Raw genomic sequence first — 19,661 nt, 5'->3', positions numbered from 1 at the left:
TGGCTTCCACCTTATAGCCCCGATCTGAATCAGATAGAGAAAAAGTGGGCTTGGATTAAAGGTGTTAGGAATCGGCTGCGAATTACGGATGTGGATTGGCTGTTTCAGGTGTGTATCGATAAATAAGTTTATTTGCTATATCAGCAGTTGCCGAAGTTCGACCTTTTGGATTCCCGTCTGTGCAGGAAAGGCGGGAGTTGGAGAAATCGATCTTGCCGACCGCACGCAATCAGCACATTTAAAACAGAATCCTGTTTTCTTGAATGAGTTGGCTGGGGCAAAGGCGATGTGTGAAATAGTGCTTTATTTTGTTTGCAGGAATGCCGGATGTTCCAGCGTGGATGCAATCACGCCGCTGCCGATTTCTTTGGTCAACGGCAAGACTGTCAGCCGCCGTAAGGCCGTCTGAAAATCTTGGAGATCCATGTTTTCCGAGCCGAAACGGGCGAGGTGGTCGGTGTCCATCTGGCAGTCGATCAGTTCGATGCCGCAGTGTTGCAGGTGGGCGGCGGCGCAGGCGAAGGCGGTTTTCGATGCGTCGTTTTGCAGGGCGAACATGGATTCGCCGAAGAACACGCGGCCGATTTGTACGCCGTACAATCCGCCGGCGAGTTTGAGGGAATATTGTTCGTCGGTATCGTCGGGATACCAGCATTCAAAGGAATGGGCGTGCCCCAATTCGTGCAGGCGGGTGTAGGCGGCCTGCATGGATGCGGTGATCCATGTGCCGTCTTGTTCGGGGCGTTTGACGGCGGCACAGGCGGCGATAACGGTTTCAAAGCAGCGGTTGGCGGTAACGAGATAGGGTTTGTTGCGCAGGGTTTTGCGCAGCGAACGGCCGATGTGGATTTTTTCGGGGCGGAGAACGGTGCGCGGGTCGAGTGCCCACCAGCAGACGGGTTGGCCGTCTGAAAACCACGGAAAGATGCCCTGCGGATAGGCAGCGAGCAGACGTTCGGGCGTGAGGCTGCCGCCGACCGCCACCAAACCGTCCCGTTCTTTAACGGCTTGGATCGGGTCGGGAAAACGGAGGCTGTGTTCGTTGATTAGGGGGATGTTCATGGGGTTGGAAAGTTATCGGAAGAAGAGGCCGTCTGATATTGGCGAAACGGCAGGGGGGCTTTTTATCTAATTGATTAATTTATGTTTTATTTGACGGAAAATGTCCGCAGGCGGAGGAAAATCAGTCTGAAATGGCAAACGCCGTCTGAAAATTGTGAAACGGCGGAGGAGCAGTCGTGTGCAATCCTATGCGGCTATCCGTGCCGTGTTTCCGGAACCGGGTTTAAACGTTTCAGACGGCCTGAATACGGTTCAGGCCGTCTGAAAAATGCTGAAAAAAGATCAGCGTTTGGTTTTGGTTTGGCAGCCGCTGCACACGCCGTACATATAGAGTGCGTGGTCGACGATGCGGTAGCCGTTTTCCTCGGCGATGCGGTCTTGCAGCGCTTCGATTTCGGGATTGTGGAATTCGGTAACCTGACCGCATTTGACGCAGACGATGTGGTCGTGGTGGTCGCCTTTGTCCAACTCGTAAACCGCTTTGCCGGTTTCGAAGTGGTGGCGCTGCAGAATGCCCGCCTGCTCGAACTGGGTCAGTACACGGTAGATGGTGGCGACGCCGATTTCGATGCCGTTTTCCAGTAAGATGCGGTACACGTCTTCGGCGCTCAGATGCTCTTCGGCATGCGTTTCAAACAGGTCGAGAATTTTCAGGCGCGGGCCGGTTACTTTCAGACCGCTGTCTTTGAGCTGCGCAATGTTGCTGAAATTATTTTCCATGGCATTCAATATCCTTGTGGTTCAATACCCTATATAATACGCAATTTTAAATGCTTTGCCCACCTATCGGGCCGATAAAGCGGGCGGAACGGCGCAAAGTTGACAGTTGTTTGCTTTACCGATAGTTTTGTGAGACCGTTTGTCCCGTTTTGACGATTCAGAAGAAAGGCAACCCCGTGAATAAAACCCTTCCCATCGCCGTCGCCGCCCTGCTGGCTTTGTCGGCCTGTAGTGCCGAACGCGTTTCCATGTTTCCCTCTTACAAGCTCCAAGTAGTGCAGGGCAATGAATTGGATGCGCGCGCGCTTGCTTCCCTGCAGCCGGGCTTGAGCCGCGACCAAGTGCAGCTTCTCTTGGGTACGCCGCTGCTACGCGACCCTTTCCACGCACACCGCTGGGACTATACCTTCAACATCAGCCGCAACGGCATCATTAAAGAGCAGCGCAGCCTGACCCTCTATTTCCAAAACGACCAGCTTGCCAAAGCCGAGGGCAACGCCATCCAATACGCACTCCAACAGCTTCAGGCACAGCAGGGCGCACAGGTTCAGCAGGATGCGGCAGCAGCGGGCGGACAGCCGAAAAAATCCTTCTGGAAACGCCTGTTCGGTAAGGATTAAACCATGACACCCCTGAAAATCGCCATTGCGGGTGCCGACGGACGCATGGGGCGGATTCTCGTCCAAGCCGTCGAACAGCATCCCGAAACCGTGTTGAGCGGCGCGCTCGAGCATGCCGGTTCCGAAGCACTCGGCTTGGACGCAGGCTATGCCGTCGGCCTGAAAACAGGCGTGAAAATCAGCGCCGATGCCGATGCGGTGCTGGACGCAAGCGACGTGCTGATTGACTTTACCCGTCCCGAACCGACATTGGCCTACCTCGAAAAATGCGCCGCCAAGGGCGTGAAAGCCGTTATCGGCACCACCGGTTTCGACGATGCGGGCAAAGCGGCGATTCAGACGGCCTCGGAGAAAACCGCCGTTGTGTTTGCCGCCAATTACAGCGTCGGCGTCAACCTGACCTTCCACATTCTCGACACCGTCGCCCGCGTGCTGAACGAAGGATACGACATCGAGATTATCGAAGCCCATCACCGCCACAAAGTCGATGCCCCCAGCGGTACCGCTTTGCGGATGGGCGAAGTCATCGCCAACGCGCTCGGCCGCGATTTGAAAGACTGCGCCGTGTACGGCCGCGAAGGACACACGGGCGAGCGCAAACCCGACACCATCGGTTTTGCCACCGTGCGCGCGGGCGATGTCGTCGGCGACCATACCGCGCTGTTTGCCGCCGACGGCGAGCGCGTCGAAATCACGCACAAAGCATCCAGCCGCATGACGTTCGCCGCAGGAGCCGTCCGCGCCGCCGTGTGGCTGAGCCGTCAGCAAAACGGCTTGTTCGACATGCAGGATGTTTTGAGCTTGAAAAACCGCTGAAATATCGGGTTTGTTCCAACCGCATAGAACGGGCCGGAAGAATAAAGGCCGTCTGAAAAACAGTTTTTCAGACGGCCTTGGTTTTGAAGCGGTGATTCCCGGTTTTGATACCGATGCCGAAGCGGACAGTTTCGGGCAAAACCGTTCGTGCGTGCGATTGCTATTACTCTGCCGCAGAAATGCCGTTCAACTTGCCCGACAGTTCCAGCACTTTGCCTTTTCTGCCGCGTTTGTTTTCGATGTCGCAGATGCGCAGTTTTTCCTGGTGCGCCGCGCCGCGTTTGCCGGTGCTTTCCACGATGAATTCGGGCGTGGTCAGCACGGCGGCGTGTTCGAGCTTGAGGCCGTCTGAAAGGCTGATAAGTTGCAGGCCGCGTCCTTTGGCCATGACTTCGAGTTCGCCGATGGGGAAGGCGAGCAGGCGCGGTTCGTCAGTGGCGAGCACGACTTTGCAGTCGGGGTTGATGAGCGATACGGCGAACACGGGCACGGGCGGCAGCACGGTTTCGCCTGCTTTGAGCGTCATCACCACTTTGCCTGCCTTCACGCGGCCGGTCATGTCGCCGAGTTTGGCGATGAAGCCGTAGCCGCCGCTGCCGGCGAGCAGGTAGTGCTGTTCGGGCAGGCCGGTGAGTACGGCGGCAATTTGCGCGCCGTTTTGCAGTTCGATGAGCGACGTGAGCGGCACGCCGTCGCCGCGTCCGCCGGGGATTTCGGCGGTGTCGAGCGTGTAGGTGCGCCCGAGGGTGTCGAGCACCACCACCGGCCACACGCTGCGGCCTTCGATAATCTGCTTCAGGCCGGCGCCTTCTTTGAAGACGCTCTGGCTCACGTCGAGATTGTGTCCCGCGCGGCTGCGTATCCAGCCTTTGTTCGACAGGATGATGGTAACGGGTTCGTCGGCGGTGGTCTGCGTGAGCGTGGCGCGGCTGGCTTCCTGAACCAGCGTGCGGCGTTCGTCGCCGAACTGCTTCATGTCGGCCTGCATCTCTTTGATGATGAGCTTTTTCTTCTCGTTTTCGTCGCCGAGCAGGGTTTTCAGACGGCCTTCTTCTTCGCGCAACTCGTTCAGTTCTTTTTCGAGTTTGAAACCTTCCAAACGCGCAAGCTGGCGCAGGCGGATTTCGAGAATGTCTTCCGCTTGGATTTCGGTCAGGCCGAACGCGGCCATCAGGTCGGGTTTCGGGTCGTCGCTTTCGCGGATCACGCGGATGACTTCGTCGATGTGCAGAAAGGCAATCATGCGCCCGTCGAGAATGTGGATGCGTTTTTCCACTTGGCTCAGGCGGAATTTCAGACGGCGTGTGACCGTGACCGTGCGGAATTCCAGCCATTCGGCCAAAATGGTTTTCAGGTTTTTCTGCGCAGGGCGGTTGTCCATGCCCATCATCACGAGGTTCACGGAAACATTGCCTTCGAGCGAGGTTTGCGCCATCAGCGTGTTGACGAAATTTTCCGGCTCGATACGGCTGGATTTCGGCTCGAACACCAAACGCACGGGGTGTTCGCCGTCGCTCTCGTCGCGCACTTTTTCGATTAAGTCCAGCATCAGCTTTTTCGTGTTCAACTGGTCTTGGTTGAGCTGCTTCTTGCCCGCTTTCGGCTTCGGATTGGTCTGCTCTTCGATTTCCGCCAGAATTTTCTGCGCGCTCGTGCCCGGCGGAAGCTGGTGCACAATCACGCGCCATTGGCCGCGCGCCAGCTTCTCGATTTCGTAACGCGCACGCACGCGCACGCTGCCTTTGCCCGTTTCGTACATCTGCCGCAAATCCGCGGCCGGCGTGATAATCTGGCCGCCGCCCGCAAAATCGGGCGCGGGAATATAGGCCATCAAATCGGCGGTTTCCAGCGACGGTTTTTTCAACAGCGCAATCGCCGCCTGCGTAACCTCATTCAGATTGTGCGACGGAATTTCCGTCGCCATGCCCACCGCAATGCCGCTCGCGCCGTTGAGCAGCACCATCGGCAGCCGCGCGGGCAGGTGAACCGGTTCTTCAAACGCGCCGTCGTAGTTCGGCACGAAATCCACCGTACCCTGATTGATTTCACTCAGCAGCAATTCCGCAATCGGCGTAAGCCGCGCCTCGGTGTAACGCATCGCCGCCGCACCGTCGCCGTCGCGCGAACCGAAGTTGCCGATGCCGTCGATGAGCGGATAGCGCAGCGTGAAATCCTGCGCCATGCGCACCATCGCTTCATAGGCCGAACTGTCGCCGTGCGGATGGTATTTGCCCAAAATCTCGCCGACCACGCGCGCCGACTTCACCGGCTTCGCCCCGTGCGTCAGCCCCATATCGCGCATCGCATACAGAATGCGCCGCTGCACGGGCTTTTGGCCGTCTGAAACCTCCGGCAGCGCACGCCCCTTGACCACGCTCATGGCGTATTCGAGATAGGCGCGTTCGGCGTAGCGGCCGATCAGGAGATAGTCGTCGCCGACGGGCGAAACGGGGGCGGTTGCGTGGATGTCTGCGGTCATAACGGTAACTGGATACGGAAAATCAAAGGCGTGATTGTAAAACAAAAAGCGGGCGGGGATGAAACGGTAAGGCTGTCTGAACAGTTTTCAGACGGCCTGTCTCATTCCCGTCCTGTTGTTTCGGGGTAATCGGCGATAACGTAAATTTACCGGAACAAAGCATCATGAAAACAAACAAAACGGCGGTATTTTTGTCTTAAACAACTGTTGCTGCCGCCTGAGCGGCGGTTTTTCCAAACGCAGCCGTTTTGAACGGTGTTTTTCAACTGACAGGAAATGTTTATATGACCATCACAAAAAATCTCTCGGCTTTGTTGTGCGTGTGCCTGCTGGGGGCGTGCGGTTCTCCCAATATGGACGGCGCGTCGCTTAATCCCTTTGCCGGTGCCGCCCAACCCGATCCTAACTGCGACCGTTTTGCTACGAGCGGCGGGGATTCCGTTGCCGACTGCAAACCTCGGAAAGGTATGATGCCTGCGCAGCGGTTGTCGTTTTAGCCGACAGGCCGTCTGAATGGTTTCAGACGGCCTTCGGTTATAATCCCGCCATCCGCAATATTACGAATGCCGCTTTTCCATGACCGCCGTCTGTTTCACCGATTCCGCGCCCGATTCCGTCCGTACCGCCGCCCGTTCGCTCGGTTTGACCGCCGTTGATTCCGCACCTGAACGCGGCGTGTACCTGTTGGCGGATTCAGACGGCGTGAGCCTGTGCCGTGCGGGGGAAAAGGGGCGGGTGCGGGTGGATTTTGCGGGCGGGGCGGCGCAATACCGCCGCACGAAAGGCGGCGGCGAACTCATCGCCAAAGCGGTCGGCCACACCGCGCGCCCGACGGTTTGGGACGGTACGGGCGGGTTGGGGCGCGATGCGTTCGTACTCGCTTCGCTCGGTTTGGACGTGCATGTTTTCGAGCAGCATCCCGCCGTGGCGCTGTTGCTTTCAGACGGCCTGCAACGTGCAGCAGGGCAGCCGGACACCGCCGAAACCGTCGCCCGCATGACCCTGCGTTTCGGAAACGCCGCGCTGCTGCTGCCCGAACTTGCGGCGGGGCAGGGCAGGCCCGATGTGGTGTATCTCGATCCGATGTACCCCGAACGGCGCAAGTCTGCCGCCGTGAAAAAGGAAATGGCCTATTTTCACGAGCTGGTCGGCGGCGCGCAAAACGAAGCTGAGCTGTTTGCCGCCGCCCGTGCGGTGGCGGCAAAACGCGTGGTGGTGAAACGGCCGCGGTTGGGAGAATTTCTGTGCGGCGTGCAGCCCGCCTACCAATATACGGGCAAGAGTACGCGTTTCGATGTGTATCTGCCCGATTGTCCTGTGTCGGGATAGGTGGTCGGTAAGGCTGCTGCCGCGACCGGGAGGTGTGAATCCGCAACGGAAGGCCGTCTGAAAAGCGGTAAGGCGGGAATGCGGGCCGAATCAGCTGATGCGCTTACTCCCGCATGAAGGCCGTCTGAAACATTTCAGACGGCCTCTGTTTGGGTATCCGCAGATAAAGCCCGCAACCGGCAGGTTGGAAATTTATCTGATCGAAAGGCCGTCTGAATATGTTTTCAGACGGCCTTTGTTTGCAGTTGCAGGGCAAACCGTGCCGTTTTTTGTTATTGTTATACTGTAGCTTACAAAAACTAACATTTTCAGGTACAATGTGGACGCGTATTTATCGCGCTGATGATTTCGCAGGAATGAAACTGTTTGAGCGGTTTCAGCAGGTGGGTGCCGACGGCGGCGCGGCCTGACTGCGGCAAAGGCTGCAAAGGGTTTGACAATGAAAACAAGACAATGGGGCAGAAGGGCATGAACAGTCTTTCCTTCGCCCGCCAAGACTGGGAAAGTTTGAGCGAGCGCATTCCGGGCATCATCAATATCGCCCGTATTTCGATTGTGCTTTCGCTGTTGGTGTTCCAGCTTGTCAGTTCGTATTCGGGCAACTATCAGGCCGGTTTCCCGCCGGTTGAGTTTTACGCTTGGGCGGCGGCGTATGCCGTGCTGATTCTGCTCACGGTGTTCCGCCCCGACTGGCAGTGGCAGTCGCTCGAGCTGCCGAACGCCAGCGCGGTGGTCGATATTTCGATGATGATGATACTGGTGTACATCGCCGGCGGCGTGGACACGGGTTTCGGAATTTTGGTGCTGCCGTTTGTGGCCACGTCGTGCCTGCTCAGCTACGGGCGTTATCCGATGCTGTATGCGGGTTATGCGTCGATGCTGGTGGTGTTGAACGTGTTTCTCGATGGCGGCCTGCGGTTGTCGCCGTTCGAATGGGACAATCCGCAGCTTCTGCCGATGGTGCTGCTGATCGGAGCGTGTTACCTGGTGGCGGGGCTGACGGCGTTTGCGGCCAAATATCTGCGCGCCGCCACCGAGTCGGCCAGCAAGTCGCAGCTTGCCTACCGCCGCATCAGCGGGCTGAACCGTTTGGTGCTCAACCGCGTGCAGGAGGCGGTGATTGTGATTGATGCCACCCAGCGCGTGTGGCTGTTCAACCGTCAGGCGAAAACGTATTTTCCGAATCTGTCGGTGGACAGGCAGGAAATGGTGTTCGGCGAGCTGGTGTCGCGTTGGCAGTATCAGCCCGACAAAGCCTTTGAAACCGACATCCATATTTTCCAACATGCCATGCATGTGCGCGCCGTGCCGCTGATTCAGGAGCAGACCGAGCTGCTGATGCTGTATGTGCGTTCCCTGCGCGAAGTGGCGGCGGAAGCCATGTCCACCAAACTCGCGTCGCTCGGACAGCTTACCGCCAACCTTGCGCACGAAATCCGCAACCCCATGTCGGCCATCCGCCATGCCTGCGATCTGTTGCAGGACGAGTTGGAAGACGATCCGACCACGGCCAAACTCCATGCCATCATCGACGGCAACATCCGCCGCATCGACAAAATGCTGGAAGACGTATCGCTGCTGAACAAGCGCGACAACATCAGCCGCGAGCCGGTCAATCTGATGAAATTCTGGCTGGCTTTCAAACAGGAATTCACACTCAACAATCCCGATGCCATCGGCTGTCTGCGCATGAACATGGACGGCAGCAACCTTGCCGTTCAGGTCGATTCCATGCACCTCCAGCAGATTATGTGGAATCTCTGCAACAACGCATGGCGGCACAGCCGCAAAGACGAAAACGCCGTTACCGTACTCATCCGCCCCAGCGGTCGCATCCACATTTCCATTGTGGTGGCCGACAATGGCAAAGGCATCTCCCCCGAAGTGCGCGCCCATCTTTTCGAACCGTTCTACACCACCGAAAAACAGGGCACGGGCTTGGGCCTGTATGTCGCCCGCGAACTGGCGCACGCCAATATGGGGCAGCTCCACTACCACCCCGAAATGAACGGGTTCGAACTGATTTTACCGAGAGAAGAACATGAGCAACCATAACCTGCAAGACCCCGTGCTGGTGGTGGACGACGAAGCCGACATCCGCGATTTGATGGAAATGACGCTGATGAAGATGGGCTTGCGCGTTCAGACGGCCGTGGGTGTGGAAGATGCCAAAAACAAACTCGACAGCAACGACTATTCCCTGGTGTTGACCGATATGCGTATGCCCGACGGTTCGGGCTTGGAAGTGGTGCAGTACATCGACGAACTCATGCTCGACACGCCCGTTGCCGTGATTACCGCCCACGGCAACGCCGACCAGGCGCAGGAAGCCCTGCGTGCGGGCGCGTTCGATTATCTGCAAAAACCGATTACCCTGTCGCAGCTGCGTTCGCTGGTCAAATCCGCCGTATCCGTATCCGATACCCCCGTGGAAACGCCCGCCGCCGTAGCTGCGCCGGTGGTTGCCGCGTTCAACAAACCCGCCGCACGTCCCGTCAAACCCGCCGATAAAAGCCTGAGCGGTTCCATCGGCGTACCCAGCGGACTGCGTTCGCTCAAAGAACGTTTCGCCGCCGCCGAGCCGCCCAAGCAGCAAATCAACCCCGAAGCCGAACTCGGCGGCGAAGCCGACATGCCGCGCCTGCTCGGCATGTCGCCGCAGATGGTCGAAGTGCGCCACCTTATTCGCCGGCTGGCCAGAAGCGGCGTTCCCGTGTATATCGCCGGCGAATCCGGTACGGGTAAAGAACAGGCCGCGCGCACCATCCACGAACTGTCCGACCGCACCGACAAGCCCTTTATCGCCGTCAACTGCGGCGCGATTCCCGAAAACTTGATGGAAAGCGAGTTTTTCGGCTACAAAAAAGGCAGCTTTACCGGTGCAGACCAAGACCGTTTGGGCTTTTTCCAACATGCCGACGGCGGCACGCTGTTTCTCGACGAAGTGGCCGACCTGCCGCTGGCCATGCAGGTCAAACTCCTGCGCGCCATACAGGAAAAAGCCGTGCGCCGCATCGGTGATGCCCGCGAAACCTTTGTCGACGTGCGCATCGTCTGCGCCACCCACAAAAATCTCGAAGCCTTGGTCGAAAGCGGCGCCTTCCGCCAAGACTTGTTCTACCGCCTGAACGTCGTCTCACTGAAAATGCCGCCCCTGCGGGAAATGCGCGAAGACCTCGGCGCACTCATCCTGCACCTGCTCTACAAACACCGCCACGGGCGCGAAACCTACAAACTCAGCCCCAAGGCTCAGGATGCGCTGCTGCATTACAGCTATCCCGGCAACTTCCGCGAACTGGAAAACATTTTGGAGCGCGCCGTCGCCCTGACCGTCGGCAATGTTATCCAAGTGGACGATCTGCAAATCCACCACGACAACGTTTCACGCAGCCAGTCCGCCATTCCCGACATCGTGTTGCCCGCCGATGCCGACGATGACATGACGCCGTCTGAAAAAACATCGGACACGGTCGTCGCATCGGGTGCCGAACCGCAGCTTTTCCCCGAAGGCTGCATCCCGCCGTTCGACCCCGCCACCATGCAGATTCAGGACTACCTCGACCGCATCGAACGCGGCATCATCGAAGACGCGCTCAAACAAACCCGCTTCAACCGCACCCAAGCCGCCAAGCTGCTCGGCATCAGCTTCCGTTCCATGCGCTACCGCATGGAACGTTTGGACATCAACTGAAGGCCGTCTGAAAAGCAGGCGGGCTATCGGCTCGGGTCGCCCAATGATGCTTGCGGCAAATTATGTTTGCGAAATCCAAAAACAAAGGCCGTCTGAAAAATGTTTTTCAGACGGCCTTTGTTTTTGGCTGTGTTGGGAATTGGAGAAATCCACCGTGCCTGTATGCCGTCAACACCATTTCGAAACGCAGCCTTGTTTTTGTCATTCATGCGAACAGAACAAGGATATGTCAGATGTGTTTATCCGATGGCAGGCCGTCTGAAGTTACTGCACACCTTAATAGACAGGTGTGGGGTGCCATGTACGGCTGTGTCGGAAACAGGTGAGACAGGCTTGCCGAAGCGGTTTTAATCCATGGGTTATGTTTGAATAATGCGTTGATAGCCGATACCGTTATTCCTGCGCAGACGGGAATCCGGAGCCGATATTCACAAGCGTATCAGTCATTCAGCTGCTTGAAATTTCAAAACCAGATTTCCGCCTGCTCAGGAATGACGGTTGTTTTAACGGTGGCGAACTCAAACATCACTTTATGTACACATAGGCTTGTTCAAAAACTGCCCAAAAAACCTAAGGCCGTCTGAAAAATGTCTTTCAGACGGCCTTAGGTTTTTCCCGTTTAAGATATGAAAAGTATTCCCTATGAAGTTTTCCCTAGTTGTTTTCCCGTTGTGAAGTTGATGAAAAAGTTGCTTAAAAAGTTTTCCCGTTGGTATTGGTTATTCCCGTTTCGTGAGTGTTTTCCCTTTCAGTAAGATTTTCCCGTTATAAAGATTGTGTTCCCTTTGCTTTCCCTTTCCCGGGGGAAGGCGGTTTTTCCCGTTTTGGTTTACTGCTTTATTTGCCTGCCGCTTTTGCGGCTTTTTCAGTTTTCCCGTTCTGAATTGGCTTTTGTTTTCCCGTTTTGTTTTAAAAGGATACTGCTGTTACTGCTCGGCCGCTGGGCGGCTCTTGGTTTCCCTTGGTTCGGTATGTGTGTTTGGGTTTGACCCTTTTGTATATACCCGTAATGTGTTTGGTTCGTTTCAGTGAGTGGAAACGATAAGTTAATGAAGAAGGAATTTACAGCTTTGTCTGACCAGCCGGTGATGCTTTGCTGTTTCGGACACTAGGTATCAAGCAAGTGTCGTGCCAAGTTTGGATTTGTTATTGAAGATTGGTTTTTAATATTTTAAGATATTGTTTTATATGAATTTAATCTTGTGTTGGTTTTGATAATTTTTTGTTAACTGAATTTACAATTGGTTCAAAGTGCTTACTGGTATGACTTTTTTTGTCACTTTTTTTCTGTAAAAAGGAAAAGCAAGGCTTTTTATGTGACAAATTTTGTTAATTTTTGACGATGCATGACAAATCTTAACATTTTGATTGGTAGGTGTATTGTGTGGGTTTGTGGAACGGTAAGAATGACGTAAAAATGATGTCCGTCAAATTCCTATGGTATGCTATTGGGTAATTTTATATTTTATTTCATATTGTTATGGTTTATTTGTGAATTGAGGGGATAGTTGTTTATTTGTTGTGTTACTGTTTTCAGACGGCCTGAATAGGGTTCGGAGAGTCGGTGTATGCAGTTTTATCAGTACTTTTTCTTAACTATTGTTAACGGTATTGTCTTTCGGGGGATTAACTGTTTCAGATAATACGGTGTCGGACTCCGTGTTTTTCAGACGGCCAAACTGCTTTTGCGTGCGGTTTGGGTTGGTGGTACGGACGGTAACGACAGGGTGTATGGCCGTCTGAATATGGCGGTGAATCAAGGAAAGGCCGTCTGAAATATTTCAGACGGCCTTTCCGTTTCTCAATTGCTGCGTCAATCCGTATCCCGGCTCAGGTCTACTTCGGCCAGCGGAATCTTGCGCGTGCGGTAGCGCAGTTTGTGGTAGAGGTAGAAGCCGAAGAATACGGGCAGCCCCATGTAGGTAATGACGAGCCTGTCCCAGTCAAAATTGCCTTTGAGCATCAGCTCGGTATCCTGTCCGATGATCACGAGTACGCACAGGGCAAGGGCGAGCAGGGGGCCGACGGGGAACCATTTTGCGCGGTAGGCGAGCGCGTTCAGGTCTTTGCCCTGCGCAATGTAGGCGCGGCGGAAGCGGTAGTGGCTGACGGCGATGCCGAACCAGGCGATAAAGCCGGTCAAACCCGAAGCGGCGAGTATGTATTGGTACATTTGGTCGCTGGCGAGCTGGAGCAGGAAAACGCCCAATGCAACGACGGCGGTGACCAGCAGTGCAAAGATGGGGATGCCGTTGATATTGGTTCGGGAGAAGATTTTGTAGGCCAAACCGTCTTTGCCCATGGCGTAGAGCATGCGCGTGGATGCGTACATGCCCGAGTTGCCGGCCGACAGGATGGATGTGAGGATAACGGTGTTCATGACGGCGGCGGCGAAGGCCAGTCCTGCGCGTTCAAACACCAATGTAAACGGCGATTTGGCGATTTCGTTTACGTCTGCGCCGAGCAGTTGCGGGCTGGTGTAGGGAATCAGCAGGCCGATAACGAGAATGGCGAGGATGTAGAAAATCAGAATGCGCCAGAATACCTGTTTGACCGCTTTGGGAATGCTCTCTTCGGGGTTTTCCGATTCGCCTGCGGTAACGCCGATAAGCTCGGTTCCCTGAAACGAGAAGCCGGCAATCAGAAACACGCCGAGCATGGTCAGAAACTGGCCGCCGATGCCGTCGCCCAAAAACGGTGCGGCGCCTGTGGTCATGTTGCTGAACCCGACGTATTCGCCGCCCAAAATGCCCAAAATCGTCAACAGGCCGATACCGAGAAAGACGATGACGGTAACGACTTTAATCAGCGCAAACCAGTATTCCGCTTCGCCGTATGCGCGCACCGACAGGGTGTTGAGCAGGAAAATTAACACGAAAAACAGCAAACTCCACGCCCACGGCTCCATAAAGCGCATCGGTTCCCAATAAGTGATGACCACCGCCGCAATAATGATGTCTGCGGCCACGGTAATCACCCAGTTGAACCAGTAATTCCAGCCCAGCGCGAAACCGAGCGAGGGATCGACGAAACGCGTGGCATAAGTGCTGAACGAACCGGACACAGGCAGATAAGTGGCCATTTCCCCCAGCGAAGTCATCAGAAAGTAAACCATCAGGCCGATGGCCGCATAAGCCGCGAGCGCACCGCCCGGCCCTGCCGTGCTGATGGCCGAACCGCTGGCCATAAACAGCCCCGTGCCGATGCAGCCGCCGATGGCAATCATCGACAGATGGCGGGTTTTCAGATGGCGTTTGACTTGGGTATTGTGTTGGGTCATGGGATTGCCCTGTTGTTTGCGAATCGGAAGTTAAGGCCGTCTGAAAAAGTTCGGACGGCGCATGTGCGGTATTATTCTTGTACTAATATTTTTTGCAATAATGCTTTGTCGGTGGCATTAAGGCGGTTGAGATAGGTATCGAAAATTTTGCGGATGTCTTGGTTTTGCATAATATTAGAACGCGCTGACCATGCAGCGGCAACACCGGTCATGTCGATATTTTTATGGTTGGATTTTTCCTGTGCTTTTTGTGCTTTTGCATAATCCAGAACACGGTCGAGCACTTTTTCAACAGCTTTCGGATTTCCTGTGGCGTAAAAAGTTGTCCACAATGCATCTAAATCAGCTGGTGAGATATTGCTTAAACTGGAAATATCGGGTGGGGTGTTTTGAGCGATATAGGTCTTGGAATGATTGGAAATGTTGAGGTTGCGGAGACATTTCCGGCTTTCGGATGTGTTTGCGAGAAAAAAGAAATAAGCTGTTTCGTCTTGAGTGACTGCAGGATATTGTTTCATGGCGCGGCACCATTTGTCCGTAGCTTGTGGATGTTGCCGCAAAATCTGTGCTGCCCACACGGACAGGTTGTGCCGCGCACTGTCTTTTTTCCATAAAGGATCGGCAATAATGGTCTGCATAATTTTTAGTGCTCGGTCAGGGTTTGGGTTTCGGTAGTAAACGGAGACAGCCTCGGTGGCGGCTTTGGTGTCCATGTGCGTTGCCGGTGCTGCGGAAACAGCGGCAGAAAAGAGTGCGGTAAGTAGAAAAGGTGCGGGCTTCATAATTTTCCTTGGTGAATTAACTTTATAAATAAAACATAATGTTGTGTTTTCAGGATTTGTTAGTGATTAGTCGAAAACAGTGGACTGGGTTTGTCGGGAATGCGGGCCGTCTGAAAATACCTGTCAGGAATCATGCAGTCCGGCTGCCTGTAAAGTATTTTCCAGCAGGGTGGCAATCGTCATCGGCCCCACGCCGCCGGGAACGGGGGTAATCATGGCCGCGCGTTCCTTCGCAACGTCGAATTCGACATCGCCGCACAGTGAGCCGTCTTCCAAACGGTTGATGCCCACGTCGATAACCACCGCGCCCGGTTTGATCCACTCGCCTTTGACGAAATTCGGAATGCCTACGCCCACCACCACAATATCGGCATCGGCCACTTCGTCGGCCAGATTCTGCGTTGCGCTGTGGCACACGGTAACGGTGGCGCGGGCGAGCAGGAGTTCCAGCATCTGCGGTCGGCCGACAATATTCGATGCGCCCACCACCACCGCTTTTTTTCCCTTCGGGTCGATGCCGTAGGCTTCCAGCAACGTCATCACGCCTTTGGGCGTACACGGGCGCATCAGCGGCATTTTGACCACCAGTCGGCCGACGTTATAGGGATGGAAACCGTCCACATCCTTATCGGGTAGAATCCGTTCCAATACTGCCTGGCTGTCGATTTGCGCGGGCAGCGGCAGTTGAACCAGAATGCCGTCGACACCTGCGTCGGCATTTAATTCGTCCACGAGTGCAAGCAGTGTTTCCTGCGTGGTTTCAGACGGCATCTCAAACGAACGCGATTCGAATCCGACTTTTTCGCAGGCGATTTTTTTATTGCGCACATATACCGCGCTGGCAGGGTCGTCGCCGACCAAAACCACCGCCAGACAAGGTGCGCGCAGCCCCGAAGCGGTGCGCTGCGCCACTTTTTCTGCCACCAGCGCAAGCCGCTGCTGTGATACTTCTTTGCCGTTGATGATTTGTGCAGACATAAGCCGGAGTCCTTCTGTTGTCGGAAATATCTGCCGATTATCGCATTTTGACGGCATTTTTAAAAACATTTCAGACGGCCTTGTCTGCGGCTTTGTTTTTCGATTGGAAAAATCACATTAAAAAATAAAAACATAGTTTTATAAAATCATAAAATCAACCGTATGGCTTGACGCATCCGATAATCGGCTGTATATTGCGCACTTCTCGTCGGGGCGTAGCGCAGTCTGGTTAGCGCACCTGTTTTGGGAACAGGGGGTCGTGAGTTCGAATCCCACCGCCCCGACCAGTTGACTGCCCGACACCAAGCCCGATAAGGCGCAAAACAGATGCGCCCGTAGCTCAACCGGATAGAGCACCCGCCTTCTAAGCGGGCGGTTACAGGTTCGATTCCTGTCGGGCGCGCCAAAATTTACCAGTTTCTTTTGTGGTGGCTGTAGCTCAGTTGGTAGAGCCCCGGATTGTGATTCCGGTTGTCGTGGGTTCGAGCCCCATCAGCCACCCCAAGTTTGAAAAAAGCCTGCATTTGATGTGCAGGCTTTTTGCTTTTAGGCTGTATGTGAGACATGAACAGGGAGGTGTTATCGCGGTTCGGTTTCTGTCGGTATGGGAGAAGAATCAAATAATAGGGTGTATTTTTAATCAAGTTTTTGTTCTTAAATGAATTTATTTCTTCAGGCCGGTGAAATAATCTGTATCGGTTGCCGTTTCCATATGAGTAGGCAGTTTGTTTGATCGGTTCTTGGCCTTTGGATGGAAGTGCAAAACTTAAGGCCGTCTGAAAAACATTTTTCAGACGGCCTTAAGTTTTTTGCTTATTCTTGGCCCTGTTCCTGACCTTGATGCTGCCGTACCAGCTTTGTCCAGTTGTAATAGCTGTAAACGGAGTTGCACAGATACATACAGTACATCACCAACAGCGGCAGGCTGGTTTCGCCGTTTTTCAGCCACACTGCCGTCCACAGCGAGATGGTCAGTATGTTGACCAGAATCCACAGCGCCCATTGTTCGCGGTAACGCAGTATCATCAGAATCTGCGCCACAATCGAAATCACTACGGTGGCGCCGTCCAGCACGGGCAGGGCGCTGTCGAGATATTTCAGCAGTTCGACATAGGCAGCGTGCCGAAAACTGCGGCGGCGGTTACTGCCAGCCATTGCTTTGCCGTGAGCGATTTGGCGATGACTTCTTCGGCATTGTCGCGGCTGACGGTGTTTTTTGTGGTCATGTGCTGCCGCCACATATAAAAGCCGATAAACTGTACGGGCACATACACCAAGAGGTTCAGCATCATCTCGCCGTAGAGCTTGAACGTATAGGAAACATAGGCATAGAGCGATACCGACACCAGTCCGAAGAAATAATTGCTGATTTTGCCCTTGCCCACGAAAATCACGCACAGAATGCCCGTGAGCGAGGAAACCGTGGCGGCGGGAGAATCGGGACGGATGATGAAAATCAGGATTTGGATGCCGAGAAACAGCAGAATCCAAAAAGTTTCAAATTTCGTCCAACCGCTGAACAGTTCGCGTTTGAGCCAAGTTAGCGCATCCATTTTGCCGTCCTTGCCCGTTGTGCGGGCGGTTAAGAAGAAGCCTTAATTATGCACCGAATACAGGCCGTCTGAAACGGTATAGTGAATGAACGCAGAACTCTGCCGCGTTGGCTCGCCTTGTCGTACTACTTGTACTGTCTGCGGCTCGCTGCCTTGCATACTTCTGCGTTCATTCACTATAAAACAGGTTTCAGACGGCCTTTGCACCGTTTTTTCCGTGCAAAACCGAATTTTTTCCAGACGGAGCGGTCTATCATCCGTGGCCGTCTGAAAACACAACGGCTGCCGAAAAGCGCAACGGACAACGGCAGGCTGCCGCGCCGCCGGAAACCAAAAAACCAAATGGAGAAAAGCATGAGCTTCAAGTTCCTATTCGTATCCTTCGCCGCCGCACTGCTGCTGGCCGCCTGCCAATCCGGCGGCGCAAAGATGTCGGACGAACGGCATGTTGAACAGGCCGATGCAGCCTATGCGCAAGGCAATTATCAACAAGCGTTCAAGTTGTATGAATCTTTTGCCGCTCAAGGCAATGCCGCAGCGCAGTCCAATCTTGGATTGATGTATGCCGAAGGCCGCGGTATGCTGAAAAACTATGAAAAAGCCCGTGCATGGTGGGAAAAATCCGCCGCCCAAGGTTATGCCAAAGCGCAATATAATCTCGGGGTTTTGTATGACCGGGGCTGGGGTGTGCCGAAAGACTATGCGAAAGCCCGTGCATGGTATGAAAAAGCCGCCGCCCAAGGGTTTGCCGACGCACAACTCAATCTCGGTTTTTTGTATATTAAAGGTTTGGGTGTGCCGAAAGACTATGCAAAAGCCCGCGTATGGTATGAAAAAGCTGCCGCCCAAGGTGATGCCGAAGCGCAATACAATCTCGGGGTTTTGTATACCAAAGGTTTGGGTGTGCCGAAAGACTATGCAAAAGCCCGCGTATGGTATGAAAAAGCTGCCGCCCAAGGTAATGCCGATGGACAATTGGGACTCGGGGTGCTGTATGCCAACGGTTGGGGTGTACCGAGAGACTATGCGAAAGCCCATGCATGGCTTGAAAAATCCGCCGCCCAAGGTAATGTGAAGGCGAAAGAGGCACTTCAGAAGCTGGATCAGTCGGAAGCGCGGCGTGCAAGATAAATGCAAACCCAACGCACCGTTTTCAGACGGCCTTTCGTGTTTCGGCCGGATAAAGCAGCGGGTAGGTACGGTTAGCCGCCTCAAGGCGGTGTAACCGTACGCAACGGCGGTTGGTTTGTTCGCAATCCGATGCCGTCTGAAACACGGTAGCAACTGTGTTACCAACTCGTCAGTCAGCAACATCAAACACGGTTAATCAAGCGCATTGCAGGCCGTCTGAACACAGATAGTCGCGTACCCGTGCGTTCAGTATTCTCAGCAGTTTGTGCATACACGCATTGATGGCTACTTTAAACGGTTTTCCTTTGCCGGTAAGCCGTTCGTAAAATGCTTTGATTTTCGGCTCAAAACGGCTGGCGGTCAGGGTGGCCATATACAGCGCATTGCGCACTTCCATCCTGCCGCCGATACATCCGGTTTTACCAACCGATTCACCGCTTTGCTTGGCGGGCGGAACAACGCCGACCAGTAAGGCAATACTTTTGTGCGGCACCCGCCCCAGCTCGGGCAACATCGACATCAAGGTGGCGCAAGTGGTGTCGCCTATGCCTTTTATGTCGCCGATGATTTTGTTTTTGCCGTCAAAATTGCTGTCGTTGTATTTGGCAATCTGTTTGTCCAGATCAGCAATCAAGGTGTTAAAGTGCCGAATTAAATCTTCCACGCTTTGCTGTTGGCTGGAGTGGATTTGTGCCAAACGGTTTTTCTCGGCCGTGCGCATTTCCACCAACTGGCTGCGGCGCTTTACCAAAGCTTCCAACTCTTCCTCTGCTACAGTGGGAGGCTGATACAGCATATTTGCGGCCAACCCTTTCAATTCGATTGCCTGCGCATAATCTGCCAGCATTTTGGCATCTTTGCTATCGGTTTTCCCCAATGAAAATGATTGGGCGTATGAATGGGTTTGACGGGGATTGGCAATGACCACCCGCAATCCGGCATGATGCAATGCTTTGGCCAGCGGGATTTCCAATCCGCCGGTACTTTCCAGCACCACCAGGCTGACATGGTGCTTTTGCAAATACTCGACGGTATGTTGGAAACCTTTGGGATTGTTGGTTTCCGTTTTGGTTTTGGCCATACCGGTAATGCCGATAACGAAGTGTTTTTTGGCTATATCAATGCCGCCATAGTTTTGAATACTCATCATAAACCTTCCTTGCATTCGGTTGTGTTGTCGTGCAACTGTTCGGTTGTGGTGATGGTTGGTTATCTGCTCG

At 54.3% G+C, this 19,661-nt stretch carries 16 protein-coding genes, 3 tRNA genes and 1 pseudogene; 11 read left to right on the top strand and 9 right to left on the bottom strand.

The annotated features are described in order from the left end of the window. The coding region (locus tag ACEYDX_RS06640) for a transposase (RefSeq protein WP_373740712.1) at positions 1 to 126 on the top strand (126 nt) is incomplete at its 5' end. 177 nt (positions 127 to 303) lie between these two features. Here ACEYDX_RS06640 and aat read toward each other — a convergent pair. Both aat and fur read right to left on the bottom strand, forming a co-directional pair. Beyond that, positions 304 to 1,062 carry a leucyl/phenylalanyl-tRNA--protein transferase gene (aat, locus tag ACEYDX_RS06635; protein WP_373741231.1) on the bottom strand — a complete coding sequence of 253 codons (759 nt, stop codon included), beginning with the start codon at positions 1,060 to 1,062 and terminating at the stop codon, positions 304 to 306. Positions 1,063 to 1,344: 282 nt separating this feature from the next. Further along, entirely contained in the window at positions 1,345 to 1,794 is a 450-nt protein-coding gene (gene fur / locus ACEYDX_RS06630; protein ID WP_373741234.1) for a ferric iron uptake transcriptional regulator, read from the bottom strand. Between the two features lie 164 nt (positions 1,795 to 1,958). Between fur and ACEYDX_RS06625 the strand changes: the two genes are divergently transcribed. Beyond that, on the top strand, positions 1,959 to 2,402 hold the full coding sequence (locus ACEYDX_RS06625) for an outer membrane protein assembly factor BamE (RefSeq protein ID WP_373741230.1): 444 nt from the start codon (positions 1,959 to 1,961) through the stop codon (positions 2,400 to 2,402). Positions 2,403 to 2,405: 3 nt separating this feature from the next. Continuing rightward, positions 2,406 to 3,218: a 4-hydroxy-tetrahydrodipicolinate reductase gene (gene dapB, locus ACEYDX_RS06620; protein ID WP_373741229.1), complete on the top strand. Its 813-nt coding sequence runs from the start codon at positions 2,406 to 2,408 to the stop codon at positions 3,216 to 3,218. A 163-nt stretch (positions 3,219 to 3,381) separates the two neighbouring features. On the opposite strand, the gene parC is transcribed toward dapB, so the two are convergent. Then, positions 3,382 to 5,697, bottom strand: a complete 2,316-nt coding sequence (gene parC / locus ACEYDX_RS06615; RefSeq protein ID WP_373741228.1) for a DNA topoisomerase IV subunit A — start codon at positions 5,695 to 5,697, stop codon at positions 3,382 to 3,384. Between the two features lie 284 nt (positions 5,698 to 5,981). On the opposite strand from parC, the gene ACEYDX_RS06610 reads away from it, so the two are divergent. The 4 genes from ACEYDX_RS06610 to ACEYDX_RS06595 all read left to right on the top strand — a co-directional run bounded on the left by ACEYDX_RS06610 (position 5,982) and on the right by ACEYDX_RS06595 (position 10,717). After that, positions 5,982 to 6,194: a hypothetical protein gene (locus ACEYDX_RS06610; protein ID WP_373741227.1), complete on the top strand. Its 213-nt coding sequence runs from the start codon at positions 5,982 to 5,984 to the stop codon at positions 6,192 to 6,194. A 79-nt stretch (positions 6,195 to 6,273) separates the two neighbouring features. Further along, a complete protein-coding gene (locus tag ACEYDX_RS06605) occupies positions 6,274 to 7,026 on the top strand; it encodes a class I SAM-dependent methyltransferase (protein WP_373741226.1) in 753 nt (250 codons plus the stop codon). Positions 7,027 to 7,494: 468 nt separating this feature from the next. Next, positions 7,495 to 9,081: a nitrogen regulation protein NR(II) gene (locus tag ACEYDX_RS06600; RefSeq protein WP_373741225.1), complete on the top strand. Its 1,587-nt coding sequence runs from the start codon at positions 7,495 to 7,497 to the stop codon at positions 9,079 to 9,081. Beyond that, positions 9,068 to 10,717 carry a sigma-54-dependent transcriptional regulator gene (locus ACEYDX_RS06595; protein WP_373741224.1) on the top strand — a complete coding sequence of 550 codons (1,650 nt, stop codon included), beginning with the start codon at positions 9,068 to 9,070 and terminating at the stop codon, positions 10,715 to 10,717. Before ACEYDX_RS06600 ends, ACEYDX_RS06595 begins: the two co-directional genes overlap by 14 nt. Positions 10,718 to 12,309: 1,592 nt before the next feature. Here the strand turns inward: ACEYDX_RS06595 and ACEYDX_RS06590 are convergent. From ACEYDX_RS06590 to folD, 4 genes are all read right to left on the bottom strand, one after another. Next, on the bottom strand, positions 12,310 to 12,477 hold the full coding sequence (locus ACEYDX_RS06590) for a hypothetical protein (RefSeq protein ID WP_373741223.1): 168 nt from the start codon (positions 12,475 to 12,477) through the stop codon (positions 12,310 to 12,312). Positions 12,478 to 12,530: 53 nt separating this feature from the next. After that, on the bottom strand, positions 12,531 to 13,943 hold the full coding sequence (locus tag ACEYDX_RS06585) for an amino acid permease (RefSeq protein WP_373741233.1): 1,413 nt from the start codon (positions 13,941 to 13,943) through the stop codon (positions 12,531 to 12,533). Positions 13,944 to 14,068: 125 nt separating this feature from the next. Further along, complete coding sequence (locus tag ACEYDX_RS06580) at positions 14,069 to 14,779, bottom strand: hypothetical protein (RefSeq protein ID WP_373741222.1); 711 nt, start codon at positions 14,777 to 14,779, stop codon at positions 14,069 to 14,071. A gap of 123 nt (positions 14,780 to 14,902) precedes the next feature. Beyond that, on the bottom strand, positions 14,903 to 15,757 hold the full coding sequence (gene folD / locus ACEYDX_RS06575; protein ID WP_373741221.1) for a bifunctional methylenetetrahydrofolate dehydrogenase/methenyltetrahydrofolate cyclohydrolase FolD: 855 nt from the start codon (positions 15,755 to 15,757) through the stop codon (positions 14,903 to 14,905). A 209-nt stretch (positions 15,758 to 15,966) separates the two neighbouring features. On the opposite strand from folD, the gene ACEYDX_RS06570 reads away from it, so the two are divergent. From ACEYDX_RS06570 to ACEYDX_RS06560, 3 genes are all read left to right on the top strand, one after another. Continuing rightward, a tRNA-Pro gene (locus ACEYDX_RS06570) sits at positions 15,967 to 16,044 on the top strand. Between the two features lie 42 nt (positions 16,045 to 16,086). Further along, positions 16,087 to 16,163, top strand: a tRNA-Arg gene (locus ACEYDX_RS06565). Positions 16,164 to 16,185: 22 nt separating this feature from the next. Beyond that, positions 16,186 to 16,261: transfer RNA gene (locus ACEYDX_RS06560), tRNA-His, on the top strand. Between the two features lie 309 nt (positions 16,262 to 16,570). On the opposite strand, the pseudogene pnuC reads toward ACEYDX_RS06560, so the two are convergent. Next, positions 16,571 to 17,310 (bottom strand): annotated as a pseudogene (gene pnuC, locus ACEYDX_RS06555) (nicotinamide riboside transporter PnuC). Between the two features lie 354 nt (positions 17,311 to 17,664). Here pnuC and ACEYDX_RS06550 point away from each other — a divergent pair. Further along, positions 17,665 to 18,441 (top strand): tetratricopeptide repeat protein, encoded by a 777-nt coding sequence (locus ACEYDX_RS06550; protein WP_373741220.1) that lies wholly within the window; start codon positions 17,665 to 17,667, stop codon positions 18,439 to 18,441. A 196-nt stretch (positions 18,442 to 18,637) separates the two neighbouring features. Here the strand turns inward: ACEYDX_RS06550 and ACEYDX_RS06545 are convergent, their stop codons facing one another. After that, a complete protein-coding gene (locus ACEYDX_RS06545; protein ID WP_373741232.1) occupies positions 18,638 to 19,588 on the bottom strand; it encodes an IS110 family transposase in 951 nt (316 codons plus the stop codon). Between the last annotated feature and the right edge of the window lie 73 nt (positions 19,589 to 19,661).

The organism is Neisseria sp., assembly GCF_041804105.1.
Taxonomy (GTDB): domain Bacteria; phylum Pseudomonadota; class Gammaproteobacteria; order Burkholderiales; family Neisseriaceae; genus Neisseria.
The sequence above is the reverse complement of the archived record's forward strand: the minus strand, read 5'-3'. Positions and strand labels throughout refer to the sequence as shown.